Origin of the sequence: Cytobacillus praedii, from assembly GCF_001439605.1 — a bacterium.
Lineage (GTDB): Bacteria > Bacillota > Bacilli > Bacillales > Cytobacillaceae > Cytobacillus > Cytobacillus praedii.
The window spans coordinates 465-16213 of sequence record NZ_LMBX01000036.1; the positions used below are offsets into that span (position 1 = coordinate 465).

Annotated in this window: 16 protein-coding genes; 13 read left to right on the top strand and 3 right to left on the bottom strand. The window is 37.6% G+C overall.

The features are described 5' to 3' along the window. The first annotated feature begins 283 nt into the window (after positions 1-283). Genes tsaE through tsaD form a run of 4 tightly spaced genes read left to right on the top strand, consistent with a single transcriptional unit; the run spans position 284 to position 2919 of the window. Positions 284-739, top strand: coding sequence for a tRNA (adenosine(37)-N6)-threonylcarbamoyltransferase complex ATPase subunit type 1 TsaE (tsaE, locus tag ASU02_RS23455; protein ID WP_057767847.1), 456 nt, complete (start codon positions 284-286; stop codon positions 737-739). Then, positions 736-1443 (top strand): tRNA (adenosine(37)-N6)-threonylcarbamoyltransferase complex dimerization subunit type 1 TsaB, encoded by a 708-nt coding sequence (tsaB, locus tag ASU02_RS23460; RefSeq protein ID WP_057767848.1) that lies wholly within the window; start codon positions 736-738, stop codon positions 1441-1443. The genes tsaE and tsaB overlap by 4 nt, the downstream gene beginning before the upstream one ends. Before the next feature lie 4 nt (positions 1444-1447). After that, the gene (rimI, locus tag ASU02_RS23465; RefSeq protein WP_057767849.1) at positions 1448-1897 is read left to right on the top strand and encodes a ribosomal protein S18-alanine N-acetyltransferase; all 450 of its coding nucleotides are present in this window, start codon (positions 1448-1450) and stop codon (positions 1895-1897) included. Next, positions 1894-2919, top strand: coding sequence for a tRNA (adenosine(37)-N6)-threonylcarbamoyltransferase complex transferase subunit TsaD (gene tsaD, locus ASU02_RS23470; RefSeq protein ID WP_057767882.1), 1026 nt, complete (start codon positions 1894-1896; stop codon positions 2917-2919). The genes rimI and tsaD overlap by 4 nt, the downstream gene beginning before the upstream one ends. A 369-nt stretch (positions 2920-3288) precedes the next feature. On the opposite strand, the gene ASU02_RS23475 is transcribed toward tsaD, so the two are convergent. Further along, complete coding sequence (locus ASU02_RS23475; protein ID WP_057767850.1) at positions 3289-5211, bottom strand: ABC-F family ATP-binding cassette domain-containing protein; 1923 nt, start codon at positions 5209-5211, stop codon at positions 3289-3291. Between the two features lie 146 nt (positions 5212-5357). Between ASU02_RS23475 and moaC the strand changes: the two genes are divergently transcribed. Beyond that, positions 5358-5846: a cyclic pyranopterin monophosphate synthase MoaC gene (moaC, locus tag ASU02_RS23480; RefSeq protein WP_057767851.1), complete on the top strand. Its 489-nt coding sequence runs from the start codon at positions 5358-5360 to the stop codon at positions 5844-5846. A 26-nt stretch (positions 5847-5872) separates the two neighbouring features. Next, positions 5873-6529, top strand: coding sequence for a redox-sensing transcriptional repressor Rex (locus ASU02_RS23485; RefSeq protein ID WP_057767852.1), 657 nt, complete (start codon positions 5873-5875; stop codon positions 6527-6529). Between the two features lie 35 nt (positions 6530-6564). Here the strand turns inward: ASU02_RS23485 and ASU02_RS23490 are convergent, their stop codons facing one another. Both ASU02_RS23490 and ASU02_RS23495 read right to left on the bottom strand, forming a co-directional pair. Continuing rightward, the gene (locus ASU02_RS23490; protein ID WP_057767853.1) at positions 6565-6771 is read right to left on the bottom strand and encodes a YdiK family protein; all 207 of its coding nucleotides are present in this window, start codon (positions 6769-6771) and stop codon (positions 6565-6567) included. Next, on the bottom strand, positions 6768-7499 hold the full coding sequence (locus ASU02_RS23495) for a CPBP family intramembrane glutamic endopeptidase (RefSeq protein WP_057767854.1): 732 nt from the start codon (positions 7497-7499) through the stop codon (positions 6768-6770). Before ASU02_RS23495 ends, ASU02_RS23490 begins: the two co-directional genes overlap by 4 nt. Before the next feature lie 299 nt (positions 7500-7798). Between ASU02_RS23495 and groES the strand changes: the two genes are divergently transcribed. The 7 genes from groES (at position 7799) to ASU02_RS23530 (ending at position 15737) form a co-directional block, all read left to right on the top strand. Beyond that, positions 7799-8083, top strand: a complete 285-nt coding sequence (gene groES, locus ASU02_RS23500; protein ID WP_053478084.1) for a co-chaperone GroES — start codon at positions 7799-7801, stop codon at positions 8081-8083. A 62-nt stretch (positions 8084-8145) separates the two neighbouring features. After that, positions 8146-9774 carry a chaperonin GroEL gene (gene groL, locus ASU02_RS23505; RefSeq protein WP_057767855.1) on the top strand — a complete coding sequence of 543 codons (1629 nt, stop codon included), beginning with the start codon at positions 8146-8148 and terminating at the stop codon, positions 9772-9774. A gap of 493 nt (positions 9775-10267) precedes the next feature. Continuing rightward, positions 10268-11539 (top strand): RidA family protein, encoded by a 1272-nt coding sequence (locus tag ASU02_RS23510; protein ID WP_057767856.1) that lies wholly within the window; start codon positions 10268-10270, stop codon positions 11537-11539. 686 nt (positions 11540-12225) lie between these two features. After that, the gene (locus tag ASU02_RS23515) at positions 12226-12543 is read left to right on the top strand and encodes a PadR family transcriptional regulator (protein ID WP_057767857.1); all 318 of its coding nucleotides are present in this window, start codon (positions 12226-12228) and stop codon (positions 12541-12543) included. After that, positions 12540-13079: a DUF2812 domain-containing protein gene (locus ASU02_RS23520; protein WP_057767858.1), complete on the top strand. Its 540-nt coding sequence runs from the start codon at positions 12540-12542 to the stop codon at positions 13077-13079. Before ASU02_RS23515 ends, ASU02_RS23520 begins: the two co-directional genes overlap by 4 nt. A 520-nt stretch (positions 13080-13599) precedes the next feature. Continuing rightward, positions 13600-14172 carry a glycerol-3-phosphate responsive antiterminator gene (locus ASU02_RS23525; protein WP_057767859.1) on the top strand — a complete coding sequence of 191 codons (573 nt, stop codon included), beginning with the start codon at positions 13600-13602 and terminating at the stop codon, positions 14170-14172. 248 nt (positions 14173-14420) lie between these two features. Beyond that, positions 14421-15737, top strand: coding sequence for an ABC transporter substrate-binding protein (locus ASU02_RS23530; protein WP_057767860.1), 1317 nt, complete (start codon positions 14421-14423; stop codon positions 15735-15737). The last annotated feature ends 12 nt before the right edge of the window (positions 15738-15749 follow it).

Genomic DNA, 15749 nt, shown 5'->3' on the forward strand with positions numbered 1-15749 from the left:
ATACACAAAAGCTAAGTGCGAAACATTGTTTCGTCTTTTTTTTTGTCTATTTTTATCCAAGCTTTTTTGCTCAGTAACAAAAAATCATGTAGACTATACATATAATAGATACTCCTTAGGATCCATCCTAAGGTTTTTTTGTCCAGAATAAGAAGATCGAACTTTTTCTAAAGTTGATTTTTTTCTAGTAAGGTTCTTTAATAAAGGATAGCTATATAAATAACACTCTTGAAAACAGTCTTTTGAGAAAAGGGACTTAAATGAAAAAAGGTGAGTAATTAAAATGAAGCAATTTGAGTTTATCTCGAACAAGCCCGAAGATACAATGGATTTTTCTAAACGTCTTGCAGAATGTTTAAAGCCTGGCGATGTAATTGCTTTAGAAGGTGATCTTGGTGCAGGAAAGACGACGTTTACAAAAGGATTGGCTCTTGGTTTAGATATCAAAAGAAATGTGAATAGCCCTACCTTTACTATAATTAAAGAGTATCAAGGGAGAATGCCTCTTTATCATATGGATGTATATCGAGTAGAGGATTCATTTGAAGACTTAGGCTTCGATGAATACTTTGAGGGAAATGGAATTACAGTTGTTGAGTGGGCTCATTTAATAGAGGAACAGCTTCCACAGGAATTATTAATGATATCTCTGTTTTTAGGAGAAAATGGGACAAGAAAAATTGTCGTAACTCCTAAAGGTGAAAGATATGAGGAATTATGTAAGGAGTTTTTTATATGAAGTTACTTTCGATCGATACGTCTAATTATGCATTAGGTGTGGCCATTTTAGATGGGGACCAGGTGATAGGTGAATATATAACAAATATAAAGAAAAATCACTCTGTACGCGTAATGCCTGCAATTGAAACATTAATGAAAGACTGTGATATGAAGCCAAGTGATCTATCAAAGATTGTTGTTGCTGAAGGCCCGGGCTCATATACTGGGGTTCGAATTGGTGTGACTATTGCAAAGACATTAGCCTGGACATTGAATATCCCTTTAACAGGAGTTTCGAGCTTAGAGGTACTAGCAGCATCTGCCGGCCGATATTTCGAAGGTGTGATTTCTCCTATATTTGACGCACGCAGAGGTCAAATATATACAGGTCTCTATCAATTCCATGAAGGGAAATTGATTACAAAGAATAAAGATCAGCTGATATTATCTAAGTATTGGGCTGCTGAACTGAAAGAGAGAAGTGAAAAGGTTCTTTTTATTGGGAACGATTTATTGCTTCATAAAGAAACATTTGAAGGAATAAATGGAACGCAAGCCGTTTTTGCAGAAATAACGGAGCACAACCCTCGGCCTGCTGAGCTTGCTTTATTGGGCAGGGATAAGGAAGTCGAAGATATACATTCTTTTGTACCTAACTACATTCGTTTAGCAGAAGCGGAAGCTAATTGGATCAAAGCGAATAAAGAGAAGATAAGGAAGTAACAGTATGAATAAGTCTTTAACCTTCCGATTTATGGATATAAATGATGTAGATGACATTCTAAAAATTGAGCACGAATCTTTTACCCTTCCATGGAGTAAAGAGGCATTTCTAAATGAGTTAACGACAAATCAATATGCCTTATATATAGGTTTAGAAGAAGACGGAAAAGTCATTGGCTATTGTGGTGTCTGGATTGTGGTGGATGAAGCTCAAATCACAAATGTGGCTATTCTGCCGGAGTTTCGCGGAAGGAAGCTCGGTGAGGCATTAATGAGACAAGCGATGGAGGTTGCTTCAGAGAGGGGAGCGAGAACGATGTCACTTGAGGTGCGTGTATCCAACTCTATTGCCCAATCCCTCTATCGAAAGCTTGGATTTCAAAATGGAGGAATTAGAAAGAACTACTATTCGGATAATCAAGAGGATGCTTTAGTAATGTGGGTGAATTTATGACAAATAAAGATCAGTTAATTATGGGAATTGAAACAAGCTGTGATGAAACAGCAGTTGCAATAATTAAAAATGGAAGAGAGATTGCTGCAAATGTAGTTGCCTCCCAAATTGAAAGCCATAAAAGATTTGGCGGTGTTGTTCCAGAGATTGCTTCCCGTCATCATGTCGAGCAAATTACGATTGTGTTAGAAGAAGCATTAAATCAGGCAAATATCAGTTACGAAGATCTGAGTGCTATTGCCGTAACGGAAGGACCTGGATTAGTTGGGGCGCTTTTAGTGGGGGTAAATGCGGCAAAGGCCGTTGCTTTTGCTCATGGGATTCCGTTAGTTGGGGTCCATCATATAGCTGGCCATATTTATGCAAATCGACTTGTAACGGAGATGACATTTCCTTTGCTATCACTTGTCGTGTCGGGTGGACATACAGAACTTGTGTATATGAAAGAGCATGGTCATTTTGAAGTTATTGGCGAAACAAGGGATGATGCTGCTGGAGAAGCCTATGATAAAGTAGCAAGAACATTAAATCTGCCTTATCCTGGCGGACCACATATTGATCGGTTAGCACAGGAGGGAGAGCCTTCTATTTCATTGCCACGTGCATGGCTGGAGGAAGGCTCCTATGATTTTAGCTTCAGTGGATTAAAGTCTGCGGTTATTAACACAGTCCACAATGCAGAACAAAGGGGCGAAAAGATTAAGCCTGAGGATTTGGCGGCAAGCTTTCAACAAAGTGTGATTGATGTACTTGTAACTAAAACAAGTAAGGCTGCAAAAGAATATAACATAAAACAGGTACTATTAGCTGGTGGTGTAGCAGCTAATAAAGGTTTGCGTAAAGCTTTACAGGAAGAGTTTATAAAGCTTCCTGAATGTGAGCTAGTTATCCCGCCGTTATCCCTATGTACAGACAATGCGGCAATGATCGCTGCTGCAGGGAGCGTTTTATTTGAAAAAGGGATACAATCAACAATGGCGTTGAATGCAAATCCAGGTCTCGATATTACTATCCACAATTAAGGAACAACTAGGAAGAAGTCCTCATTGGAAAATGGGGACTTTCTTGTGGATAAATAGAAAAATCAGATAATTTTCGTAAAAATTGTGGATAAGAAGAGTTTTTATTGTGGATAATGTGGAAAAGTCTGTGGAAGTCTTTTATTTCAGGCTATATTTTGTGAATAGTTTTGTGGACAAAAAAGGAACAAAGGGTGTATATATCCCCAGTTCCTTTTTCATATGCTAGCTTCAGCGCCTATCGCCTATCAAACTTCAGGTCCTCTCTACGATAAGTCGACATCAATACGCTTTCATTCATTGTGTTTCCTTTATCGAAAGAACCAGCCCTTCTGCGTTTGTACGGTGATGACCAAGGCGCTTCCGCTTTTCTTAATCTGCTAATTCGGTCCATTCTTCGACCAGTTCGTCTAATTTAACTTTTGCCTCATTGTTTTTATTCGTAATCTCCAGTACTTTTTCATGATCTTGGTAAACCTCAGGCTCACATAATTGCTGCTCATAGTCAGATATTAAAACTTCCAACTCTCCGATTTGCCTTTCTACCTCTTCTAATCTCCTTTGGCGCTGTCTTTCCACTTTTTTCGCTTCTTTATCAAGCTGATAGCTGGTTTTTTCCTGACTACCCTGCTGTGGTGCAGAACTTTTTTGAACGGAGTTTAATGCCTTTAATTCTTCTTGCTCTTGTTTCTTTTCAATATAATAGTCATAATCACCAAGGTACTCGGTTGTGCCATTTTTGCTAAGTTCAATTACCTTTGTTGTAATCCGGTTGATAAAGTAGCGGTCATGAGAAACGAAAAGGATAGTCCCAGGATAATCGATAAGTGCGTTTTCTAATATTTCTTTACTATCTAAATCAAGATGGTTAGTAGGCTCGTCCAGAATTAAAAAATTTGCCCGCTGCATCATTAACTTAGCTAGTGCAAGACGAGCTTTTTCTCCTCCGCTTAAGGTGGATACATTCTTTAATACATCATCACCAGAGAAGAGGAAATTTCCTAACACAGTGCGGATATCCTTCTCTGGCTTTAGTGGAAATTCATCCCAAAGCTCATTTAAAACACGCTTGTTCGATGATAGTTCAGCTTGTTCCTGATCATAGTATCCAATGAAAACATTTGAACCCTGCTGAAAATGACCAGCAATAGGAGATAATCTATCAATGATTGTTTTTAAAAGAGTAGATTTTCCAACCCCATTTGGCCCCACAAGAGCGATGCTTTCCCCTCTAGTAATTCGGAAGGAAATACTATTTGAAATTTCTTCTCCATGATAACCAATAGCAATTGAGTCTGCCTTCAATACTTCATTTCCCGATTGTCTTTCAATTTGGAAGCCAAATGAGGCTGATTTTTCATCGCCTAGAGGCCTGTCCATTACTTCCATTTTTTCAAGCTGCTTTCGGCGGCTCTGAGCTCTTTTCGTTGTGGAAGCACGTGCAAGATTTCGTTGAATGAAATCCTGAAGCTTTGCTACTTCCTCCTGCTGTTTTTCATATTCCTTCATTTCACGTTCAAAATTTGCTGCCTTCTGGTCGAGATAGGCGCTGTAATTCCCGGTATATTTGCGAATTTGAAGTCTCGACAATTCGTAAACCTGGGTAACCACTTTATCTAAAAAATAGCGGTCATGTGAGACAATTAAAATGGCCCCATCATAGCTCTGTAAATATTGCTCTAACCAAGTTAACGTATCAATATCTAAATGATTGGTAGGCTCATCCAGGATTAAAATGTCGGGTTTAGTTAATAGTAGCTTTCCGAGAGCAAGTCTAGTCTTCTGTCCCCCGCTTAGTGTTGATACTTTTGTATCGTAGCTGAAGGAATGAAAATTCAAACCGTGGAGAACGGAACGGATATCTGATTCGTATTGATAGCCGCCTTCCTCTTTGAATTGAACTTGGCGTTTGTCATATTCGGACAAAATTCGCTCATATTCTTGCTGATTTTCCATCGCTTCGGGATCAGACATACGTTCTTCAAGCCTGCGCAATTCTTTTTCTTGGGTTTGAAAATGCGCAAAAACGGTTAACATTTCATTCCAAATGGATTGATCGGATTCCAAGCCCGTATTTTGCGCTAAATAACCAATTTTTACATCCTTAGGCTTAATAATTTCTCCAGAATCATAAGACATCTGACCTGCGATAATTTTTAAAAGAGTAGATTTACCTGCTCCATTACGTCCTACCAGAGCAATACGATCTCTTGTTTGCACTTCTAGCTTTATATTCGATAAAATAGGATCAGCACCAAAGTTTTTCATTAATTGATTTACTTGTAATAAAATCATTTTTTTCACCTCTATATTCTAGAGTTAGTGTAACTCATTCATATATGATGGGCAATAACCGATGCTTTTTGCGTAAGTGAATGATTGTACAAATTGCATACAAATGGATAAAAATAGTGTATCATTTTGTAGAGAGGTGTATGTACATGACAGATTTTACTCATTTTAATCAAGAGGGCCGAGCAAAAATGGTTGATGTAAGTAATAAGCCTGAAACAGTCCGAACAGCGATTGCTCACTCAAGTATTATTGTCAATAAAGAAATATATGAGAAAATTACTTCTAATAAAATGAAAAAAGGGGATGTCCTTGCAGTCGCTCAAGTAGCAGGAGTAATGGCGTGCAAGAAGACCTGGGAAATCATCCCGATGTGTCACCCTATCCCGCTTACAGGTGTGGATATATCTTTCTCATGGGAAAAAGATAAAGAGGAATACATCCTATTAATTACAGCATCTGCTAAAACAAAAGGAAATACTGGCGTCGAGATGGAAGCGCTAACAGCTGCATCTGTCTGTGCTTTGACTGTTTACGATATGTGTAAGGCGATTGATAAAGGAATGATTATTGGCAGAACGTATTTAGTTGAAAAAACGGGCGGTAAAAATGGTGACTTTAAAAGAGACACAATATAATGTAACTTTGGGAGAGTGGATGAAAAATGGCGAATGAATCAGTAAAAATTCCGCAAGCAACTGCGAAAAGGCTCCCTTTGTACTATCGATTTCTAAAAAATTTACATTCCTCTGGCAAGCAAAGGGTATCATCTGCTGAGCTAAGTGAGGCAGTTAAGGTTGACTCTGCAACCATTCGCAGGGATTTTTCCTACTTCGGAGCATTAGGGAAAAAGGGATATGGATATAACGTCAATTATTTGCTTACCTTTTTTCGCAAGACTTTAGACCAGGATGAACTGACAAAGGTAGCATTAATTGGAGTAGGGAATTTAGGTACTGCTTTTTTGAACTATAACTTTTTGAAAAATAATAATACAAAAATTGAAGTAGCTTTTGATGTAGACGTTAATAAAGTCGGTACAAAAATTGGGGAAGTCCCGGTTTTCCATATGGATGATTTAGAAAAAGTGATTGAAGAACATAATATTCAAGTAGCAATATTAACTGTTCCTGCTCCTGCTGCACAATCAATCGCTGACCGGATCGTTCAGGGTAGTGTAAATGGAATTTTGAACTTTACTCCAGCCAGACTATCTGTCCCATCTACAATTAGAATTCATCATATTGATTTAGCTGTAGAGCTTCAGTCACTTATCTATTTCTTAAAGCATTACCCGACAGAAAATGAAAGAGAAGAGTAAAATACAAAAATAAATGAGCCTCTCAAAATGGAGGCTCATTTATTTTTTAGGCTATTCTTTATTTTGAAATGAAAAGCAACCATGCGCAGCCCGCCGCCTAAGTCAAAGGTTGCTATAATAATTAGAAATACAGTGAAAACTCCCCAGCCTTGTTCTCTTTGAATATTTTGAATAGCAATGTATGTAAAGAGGAGACCGAGAATAATATAGATAATGCCCGAAAATAAAGGTGACCTTCTCATATAAATCCTCCAATAAAAGATTGTATTTTTTCCATTTTTTCCAGCCAGTTTTCTATAGGCTCCTTATTAAGCTGGAGAATGACAACAAGTGTATTCATTGTCACATGTGCGAAGATTGGTACGATAATCCGCTTTGTTTTTACATATAGAAAAGCAAACGTAAATCCCATTGCAGAATATAAAAGCGTATGTTCAATCTCTGCATGTGCTAGGGAGAAAATGACAGAGCTGATTAATGCGGATAAAAAAAAGTTCAATCGTTTATTTAGAGAACCAAAAATGATTTTCCGAAAAACGATTTCTTCCAATATTGGTCCGATGATGGAACTGACGATTATTACGGCAGGGAAGGTTTTGATAAGCATTAGGATGTCTTGTGTATTTTCGGAACCCATTTCAATGCCGATGATGTTTTCGATACTTGCCGCCATTATTTGTGCGAAATAGGCTAGGAAGATTCCGCCCACTGCCCATGCGATAGAAGCAGGAACAGAAGAAGCTTCCCGTAATTCACGGACTGTTTTCATTTCTTTCCGTAATAACGCAAGAGTAATGATGAAAGTAATGGCGAAGCTAATGACAATCCAATAAGGAACGGAAAGTATTTGCATTTCCTCAGGACTCTTGCCAAAAAAATTACCGGCAAACATGAGAAGGGGAACGCCTATAATCCCTGAAAATTGCATGGCGATATATGCAATTAGAATGATCCAGTATTCTTTTTTCAATGTATTGTCTCCTTCAATTAGGTTGGTTGGCTAAAGATGCTTATATACTCGTTACATGCCCATCTTTCATTGTACTCATAATTTGGTTCCAGTTTCAAATAGAACCATTCGATAGTCATAACTATTGCAAAATAATACAATGACAGATGCAAATTTTTGCTGTGAATATTTTTTGTAAAAATTTGAGCTTCACCCTTGCAAATAGAGTTCGTTTTCTTTAATATAATAATTGTGTTAGCACTCAGAAGGATAGAGTGCTAATAAAAAATAATACATATAAATTGAGGAGGTTGTTTCACTTGTTAAAGCCACTAGGTGATCGAATTATTATCGAGCTTGTTGAAACCGAAGAAAAAACTGCAAGCGGCATCGTTTTGCCGGACACTGCTAAAGAAAAGCCTCAAGAAGGTAAAGTTGTAGCTGTAGGTACTGGACGCGTTCTTGAAAATGGTGAGCGTGTAGCCCTTGAAGTTGCTAACGGCGACCGTATCATCTTCTCAAAATATGCTGGAACAGAAGTGAAATACGAAGGCAAAGAATACTTGATTTTACGTGAAAACGATATTCTTGCTATTATCGGTTAATTGACAATACACAAATAAATTCTAAAAGATAACTTTTCATATTCTAGAGGAGGTTTTTACAAATGGCAAAAGAGATCAAATTCAGTGAAGATGCTCGCCGTGCGATGCTGCGCGGTGTTGATACACTTGCAGATGCAGTAAAAGTAACTCTTGGACCAAAAGGACGCAACGTGGTTCTTGAAAAAAAATTCGGTTCACCATTAATCACAAATGATGGAGTAACCATTGCAAAAGAAATCGAATTAGAAGATGCTTTCGAAAACATGGGCGCAAAGCTTGTTGCTGAAGTAGCCAGCAAGACAAATGATGTTGCTGGTGACGGTACTACGACTGCAACTGTACTTGCTCAAGCAATGATTCGTGAAGGTCTTAAAAACGTAACAGCTGGTGCGAACCCAATGGGCATTCGCAAAGGAATTGAAAAAGCTGTTACAACTGCAGTAGAAGAATTACAAACAATTTCTAAGCCAATCGAAAGCAAAGAATCCATCGCACAAGTTGCTGCAATTTCTGCTGCTGACGAAGAAGTAGGACAATTAATTGCTGAAGCAATGGAACGTGTTGGCAACGACGGCGTTATCACAATCGAAGAGTCTAAAGGCTTCACTACTGAGCTAGATGTAGTAGAAGGTATGCAATTCGACCGTGGATATGCTTCTGCATATATGGTAACAGATACGGAGAAAATGGAAGCTGTCCTAGACAATCCATACATCTTAATTACAGATAAGAAAATCTCAAGCATTCAAGAAGTATTGCCAGTACTTGAGCAAGTAGTACAACAAGGCAAACCTTTATTATTAGTTGCTGAGGATGTTGAAGGTGAAGCACTTTCTACATTAGTAGTAAATAAACTACGCGGAACATTCAATGCTGTTGCTGTTAAAGCTCCTGGTTTCGGTGACCGTCGTAAAGCTATGCTTGAAGACATCGCGATTTTAACTGGCGGGGAAGTAATCACAGAAGAATTAGGCCGTGACCTTAAATCAGCTACAATCGCTTCTCTTGGACGCGCTTCTAAAGTGGTTGTTACAAAAGAAAACACAACAATCGTTGAAGGTGCTGGAGACAGTGCACAAATCGCTGGCCGTGTAAACCAAATCCGTGTTCAAATGGAAGAAACAACTTCTGAATTTGACCGTGAAAAATTACAAGAGCGCTTAGCTAAATTAGCTGGCGGAGTGGCAGTAGTTAAAGTTGGTGCTGCAACAGAAACAGAATTAAAAGAACGCAAACTTCGCATCGAAGACGCTCTAAACTCTACACGCGCAGCTGTAGAAGAAGGAATCGTTTCTGGTGGTGGAGTAGCTCTTCTAAACGTATACAATAAAGTAGCTGCTCTTGAAGCTGAAGGTGATGTTGCTACAGGTATCAACATTGTATTACGTGCAATGGAAGAACCAGTACGCACAATCGCTCACAATGCAGGCCTAGAAGGATCTGTTGTTGTTGACCGCTTAAAGCGCGAAGCAATCGGCACAGGCTTCAACGCTGCTACTAATGAGTGGGTAAACATGGTTGAAGCTGGAATCGTTGACCCAACTAAGGTTACACGTTCAGCTCTTCAAAACGCAGCATCTGTTGCGGCTATGTTCTTAACAACTGAAGCAGTTGTTGCTGACAAGCCAGAACCAGCTGGTCCTGCAATGCCTGATATGAGCGGCATGGGCGGTATGGGCGGCATGATGTAGTCTGTCCCTCAAACCCTTGATATGACTGGGTTTTGTAGTAAGATGAGAGTGGTTTGCTAACATTTTACTAACATTGAGGTAAATTAACGGAGGCTTCTCATAAGTTCAGCGAACTTTTGAGAGGCTTCTTTTTTCATTTCTTTAAATATGTTGAGCTACAAATAGGTTGAAAAGTATCTAGAAACATATAGGTGAAACCGAATCTGAAATAAACTATATAAAGATACCCGTATTGCAAATGAGCAATACGGGTATCTTTATATAGTTAAAATATGATATTTTTATATAATTTAATCTTTTTGCAATGTATCCGCTTACAGTTTTATTCGCCTGTAATGCCCTATATTTTATAGTTAAGTTGCAAGGTTCTAATTAATATCCTTGCATTTCTACAGAACAAATCATTTTTAATGGTTTAGACCGGTTTTTTCGGTGCGCAGCATGAGTTAATACATATATCTATAAAAAAATACTCTAAAAGGGGAATACTATTATGAGCGGCTATAACGCAGTATTAGCAAGAAATACGGAAAATGCTCCAAACGGTAACGGTCTATATTCACAGACTGTAGCTTTCTCTCATTACAATAATCTTTCAGCTCAATTACCTATCGAACCCAAAACTGGTAAATTGGTAGCTGGTGGTATAAAAGAGCAGGCTGAACAGTGCTTTAAAAATATCAAGGCAATTGTAGACAGCATTGATCATGTTATGAGCGATATTGTTAGAATCACTGTATTCGTTAAGAATATCAAAGATATTGACGCTGTAGACGAAGTGTATAAAACATACTTCCCAACCTATGTTCCTTCACGAACAACAGTTGCAGTTGCAGCTTTACCTATGGATGCTTTGGTGCAAATTGAAGCACTTGTTTCACACGGTGAAGGTACAATTCCAAACGCACCACAAGCAGGCGATCTCATAAAGCTTACAAATACCACGGCAAATGCACCAACAAGTTCTCTATCTACACAAACCGTGTCCTTCTCTCATTACAATAATCTTTCAGCTCAATTACCTATCGATCCGAAAACTGGTAGATTGGTAGCTGGCGGTGTAAAAGAGCAGGCTGGACAGTGCTTAAAAAATATTAAGGCAATTTTAGAAAGTATCGATGTTCCTTTTGATGATATTGTTAAAATTAATATCTTCCTTAAAAACCTATCAGATATTGAAGCGGTAAATGAAGTGTATAAAACATTTTTCCCAGACTCGGCTATCGCTAGGACAGTAGCCTATGTCCCTGCACTCACAACGGTTGCAGCATCAGCTTTACCTATGGATGCTTTGGTACAAATTGAAGCAGTCGTGTCACACGGAGATGGTACACCTCCACAAGCTGTGGAAGACAGACATGGAATCGTTATATGGGCAAACAACACTGAAGATGCACCAAAGAGTTCACTATCAACACAAACTGTAGCGTTTTCTCATTACAATCACCTTTCAGCTCAATTACCTTTAGACCCAAAAACGGGTGAAGTAGTAGCTGGTGGTATAAAAGAGCAGGCTGAACAGTGCTTAAAAAATATTAAGGCAATTATTGAAAGTATCAACCATGCTATGGACGATGTGGTTAAGGTAAATATCTTCCTTAAAGATATCGCAGATGTTGATGCTGTTGACGAAGTTTACACAACATTCTTCCCAGGCGGTGTTCCTGCACGAAGAACAGTTGGCGTATCAGCTTTACCTCAAAATGCTTTAGTCCAAATCGATGCAGTTGTAGCAAACGCTGAGGGAACACCTCCAAAAGCATAACAGGCATTTGTTTGTAAATACAGGGACTATCAAAGTTACTTGTTAATGCCGATGGTGAATGCGAAATCGCCTATCCTATATAGACGTTACTAAAAGCTATAAAATACAATTTTGATTACATAGCTGGCAGAATCGGAAGGGAAAATGCTAACGTAGTGTATACCAATCGAGGATTCTTATAAGTTCATTGAACTTATGAGAATTCTCTTTTTTCATTTCTAGCGTGACGGGGTGGTATACATTTTTCATAATTTGATTGTTAGTATGACCAAGCATATACAAAACCTGTTCGAGTGATATACCGCCTCTGTAAAAAGTGGCGTATGAGTGTGACTTAGACTATTCGGTGTTTTAACTTCATTTAAAACTGCTATAGTAAGCAGCACCTAACAGCTCCATAACTTCCTCTTGAATTTTTTTATGTTCCTTCAAAGCCACTTTAACTTTTTCATCCCAATGATTTTCCTGCGTGATTTTCTTTTCTTTGGCGTGACTAGTTGATATTCTTTGGCATTTAGTTCTTGGATTTTAATACGTTTTAGTGATGCTGATCGTGTGGTTTACGAAATCGCCCCCCTCCACTTAAGTGCCAAAGTTCACCAAAAATTTATTGACCGTTATATCGACAGCTGATATACTTTATATATCAGCAGTCGATATAACGGTTCACGATAGGTGGTGTAAAGATGGAGGAAAAAGCTCCGTTAACAGAAGGTGTATATTATATTCTTTTATCTCTGTATGAACCTAGGCATGGATATGGGATTATGCAGTTTGTTTCTGAGCTGAGTAACGGCCGTGTTGTGCTTGGGGCAGGAACCATTTATGGAGCCATTAAAACATTGGTTAATAGAAAATGGATTATTCCGCTGGATGAGGAAGGGCGAAAAAAGGAATATGTGATTACGGATACTGGTAAATTGATGGTTGAATATGAAATCAAAAGACTTTGTGAGCTGTATAATAATGGCTTGGCGATTGCGAAGGGAGAGGACTTACCATGAGGAAAATATTGTATCGCTTTTTTGTGGATTTTGAAAAAGAAGAAAAATGGGTTAATGAAATGGGAGCACAAGGCTGGCATTTACAGAAATTTTCTTTCGGACGCTTTACATTTACAAAGGGAGAGCCTGGGACGTTTATTTACCGCAATGAATTCATTAGTGGGATGTCTTCAAACGAAAAGAAGGATTACTTTGAATTTCTGAAAGATAGCGGGATTTCAATTATCAATGAATTGGGTGGCTGGGTATACATGAAAAAGGCAGCAGCTGATGGCCCATTTGAGATATACACCGATACAAAGTCAAAAATTGCCTATTATAAACGTATGTTAAATATTTTTGCTTTACTTTTTATCATTAATGCTTGGATGGGGATTGCGAACATAAGTATTTTTGGGGATAAAACAAGTTTCGAATTCGTTAATCAAAGCGTTGGGATTTTTAATATTGCTGCAGCATTGCTAATAGCATACCCAATTATAAAAATAATAAAGAGTAAAAGGTTGTTAGAGAAAGACCTGCAGTTCTTCGAGTAACTGTAAGAAATCAATCTTGTATCAATTAACAATCATTATATAATTGCAAACATAGATAAAATTAACGGAGACTTCTCATGAGTTCAGCAAACTTTTGAGAAGTCTTTTTTTATTTTTAGAGTGTGGTGGGCGTGAGCATTTTTCTTAATTCGGCATGTCACGGATCCTCCTCTTGCATGCACAACCTCGTCTATAGATATAATGTCCTTTCATTTTATTAAATCTCCTCTCCTTTCATTATTTTAGATAAATGCTATAAGCCCGATTAGAAAGTATCGCGATAAATAGAAAGAAAGTCAAAGTCCAGTTATTTAATGCTGCACATGAATTAGAATCAAATCGGAATCTATAAACTTATTACCCCAAAAGAAATAGAAAATATTCTTTATAATGATTTTGAGTTATATCTTGATTCAACATTCACTATAAAATTTACAAATAATTTATTATTGGCTTATATTACCTCAACAATTTTTCTCTATTCTAGATGATAGATGGCATATATAAAGGGGGAGTTTGAATGACAATCGAATCAATTCTCTCAGTTAACCGGATTATAGCAGCGTCACAATTAAAAGATATAGAAATAGCAGAGAAATCACGTTGTTCAGCTATTATTTTAATGAATGCCAAACTATCTGAATTAATGCATCTGCCAAAAGTTCAAAAGCCATTATTCATACATATTGATCTTTTAAAAGGGCTAAAGAATGATAAAGATGGAATTGCTTCTCTTAAAAGCATGGTACATCCAACTGGGATTGTTACGACAAAAGGGAATTTAATAGAAGCAGCAAAAAAGGAAGGCTTACTTACAATTCAGCGTATATTTTTAATAGATACTAATTCATTGAAGACGGCAATTCAAAATATTAAAGATAATCGACCAGATGCTATTGAAGTGATGCCAGGGATCGCTCCTTCAATTGTTAAGACTTTGAAGCAAGAGCTTAATATTCCAATTATTTTAGCAGGTTTAATTTCAACAAAAGAGGTTATGCTTCAGGCATTTGATGCTGGAGCTGAGGCGGTTTCTCTAAGTAATCAGCTGCTTTGGAGTGAAACACCAAAGGTGGGTATTAAAACCATATAAAATTTGATAAGAACTTGGGTGGAGACCATGGAAAACCCATTTGTTCCCAATCTGTTAGTGTATTTGGCATGTTTTTTTGTCAAATAAAGGGGGTGAATGTATTTTCTATTGTCTCCCTTTTTTGTATAGAAGAGAAAGGAGGTACTGCATTTAAAGAGCAGTCGATTTAATAGAATATGAGTTTTTCTAGAAATAAACGATTTAGAAATGAATATCCAAAATCTTTCCATTAGAAAGGAGAAATATTTATGAAACGTATACCAATTTTATTAAGTGTCATCGTTTTAATGTTCGGTATTTTAGCAGGATGCAGCAGCAGTACATCTGAAAGGTCGAATGAGGCAGATTCAAACAGCGAGACAATCGATTTAACGTGGTATTACCCAGTCAATGTAGGTGGTACGATTACTGAGGTGATTGATAAATATGCTAAAGACTTTAATCATGGAGGAATTAAAGTAAATGGCAAAAATGTAACAGTTACACCAGTATATAGCGGTAACTATGATGAAACGATGACGAAAGTTCAAACAGCCATTAAAAATGGAAAATCTCCAGACTTATCTGTTCAATTATCTGTAGATTTATTCCAAATAAAAAATTCTATCATTCCTTTAGACGACTTTATTAAAAATGATTATGAAGCTCAAGAAATGGTAGGCGACTTTTTCCCAGGTTTTATGAAAAATGCACAGACTGATGGAAAAACGTGGTCCATTCCATTCCAAAGAAGTACTGTCATTTTATACTACAACAAAGATATGTTTAAAGAAGCTGGTTTAGATCCGGAAACACCGCCTACAACTTGGGAAGAAGTAATTGAATATGGCAAAAAACTGACAAAAAAAGGTCAGTGGGGGATTGAATTACCGGCTACTATCAGTGGTTACTGGATCTACCAAGCACTATATTTACAAAACAGTGATAGTAATATGATGAGTGATGATGGAAAAGAAGTTTATTTAAATACAGATGAAGCAAAGGAAGCTCTTCAATATTGGGTTGATTTAAATAATAAACATAAAATTATGCCAGAGGGGGTACTAGATTGGTCTACTGTACCAACCGACTTTATTGAAGGTAAGACAGCAATGATGCTGACAACTACAGGTAACTTAACAAATGTAAAAAATAATGCGAATTTTGATTTTGGTGTAGCATTTTTGCCTGGAAATAAGCGTGTGGCTACTCCAACTGGCGGCGGGAACTTCTATATATTTAAGGATACATCTGAAGAAAGACAACAAGCAGCTTTTGAATTTATAAAATGGATTACTGAACCCACTCGTGCAGCTGAGTGGAGTATGAATACAGGATATATTGCTACTCGCCAATCCAGCTATGAAACAGAAGCATTAAAGGAATACGTAGGGGCATTCCCACAAGCTAAAGTTGCAATGGAGCAGATCGAATTTGCAAATAAGGAAATTTCGGTGTATGAGCAAGGTAAAATTCAAAAAATTATTCATGATGCATTACAAGCAGCCATTAATGGCGCTGATGTGAATGAAACATTAGACAAGGCTCAAGCAGAAGCGGAAGCAACTTTAAAAGCATATCAATAAACTACACAGTGA

Excerpts from the sequence above, each read along its gene's own strand:
- tsaE (WP_057767847.1), top strand. The coding sequence starts at position 284 with ATGAAGCAATTTGAGTTTATCTCGAACAAGCCCGAAGATACAATGGAT.
- tsaB (WP_057767848.1), top strand. The coding sequence starts at position 736 with ATGAAGTTACTTTCGATCGATACGTCTAATTATGCATTAGGTGTGGCC.
- rimI (WP_057767849.1), top strand. The coding sequence starts at position 1,448 with ATGAATAAGTCTTTAACCTTCCGATTTATGGATATAAATGATGTAGAT.
- tsaD (WP_057767882.1), top strand. The coding sequence starts at position 1,894 with ATGACAAATAAAGATCAGTTAATTATGGGAATTGAAACAAGCTGTGAT.
- ASU02_RS23475 (WP_057767850.1), bottom strand. The coding sequence starts at position 5,211 with ATGATTTTATTACAAGTAAATCAATTAATGAAAAACTTTGGTGCTGAT.
- moaC (WP_057767851.1), top strand. The coding sequence starts at position 5,358 with ATGACAGATTTTACTCATTTTAATCAAGAGGGCCGAGCAAAAATGGTT.
- ASU02_RS23485 (WP_057767852.1), top strand. The coding sequence starts at position 5,873 with ATGGCGAATGAATCAGTAAAAATTCCGCAAGCAACTGCGAAAAGGCTC.
- ASU02_RS23490 (WP_057767853.1), bottom strand. The coding sequence starts at position 6,771 with ATGAGAAGGTCACCTTTATTTTCGGGCATTATCTATATTATTCTCGGT.
- groL (WP_057767855.1), top strand. The coding sequence starts at position 8,146 with ATGGCAAAAGAGATCAAATTCAGTGAAGATGCTCGCCGTGCGATGCTG.
- ASU02_RS23510 (WP_057767856.1), top strand. The coding sequence starts at position 10,268 with ATGAGCGGCTATAACGCAGTATTAGCAAGAAATACGGAAAATGCTCCA.
- ASU02_RS23515 (WP_057767857.1), top strand. The coding sequence starts at position 12,226 with ATGGAGGAAAAAGCTCCGTTAACAGAAGGTGTATATTATATTCTTTTA.
- ASU02_RS23520 (WP_057767858.1), top strand. The coding sequence starts at position 12,540 with ATGAGGAAAATATTGTATCGCTTTTTTGTGGATTTTGAAAAAGAAGAA.
- ASU02_RS23525 (WP_057767859.1), top strand. The coding sequence starts at position 13,600 with ATGACAATCGAATCAATTCTCTCAGTTAACCGGATTATAGCAGCGTCA.
- ASU02_RS23530 (WP_057767860.1), top strand. The coding sequence starts at position 14,421 with ATGAAACGTATACCAATTTTATTAAGTGTCATCGTTTTAATGTTCGGT.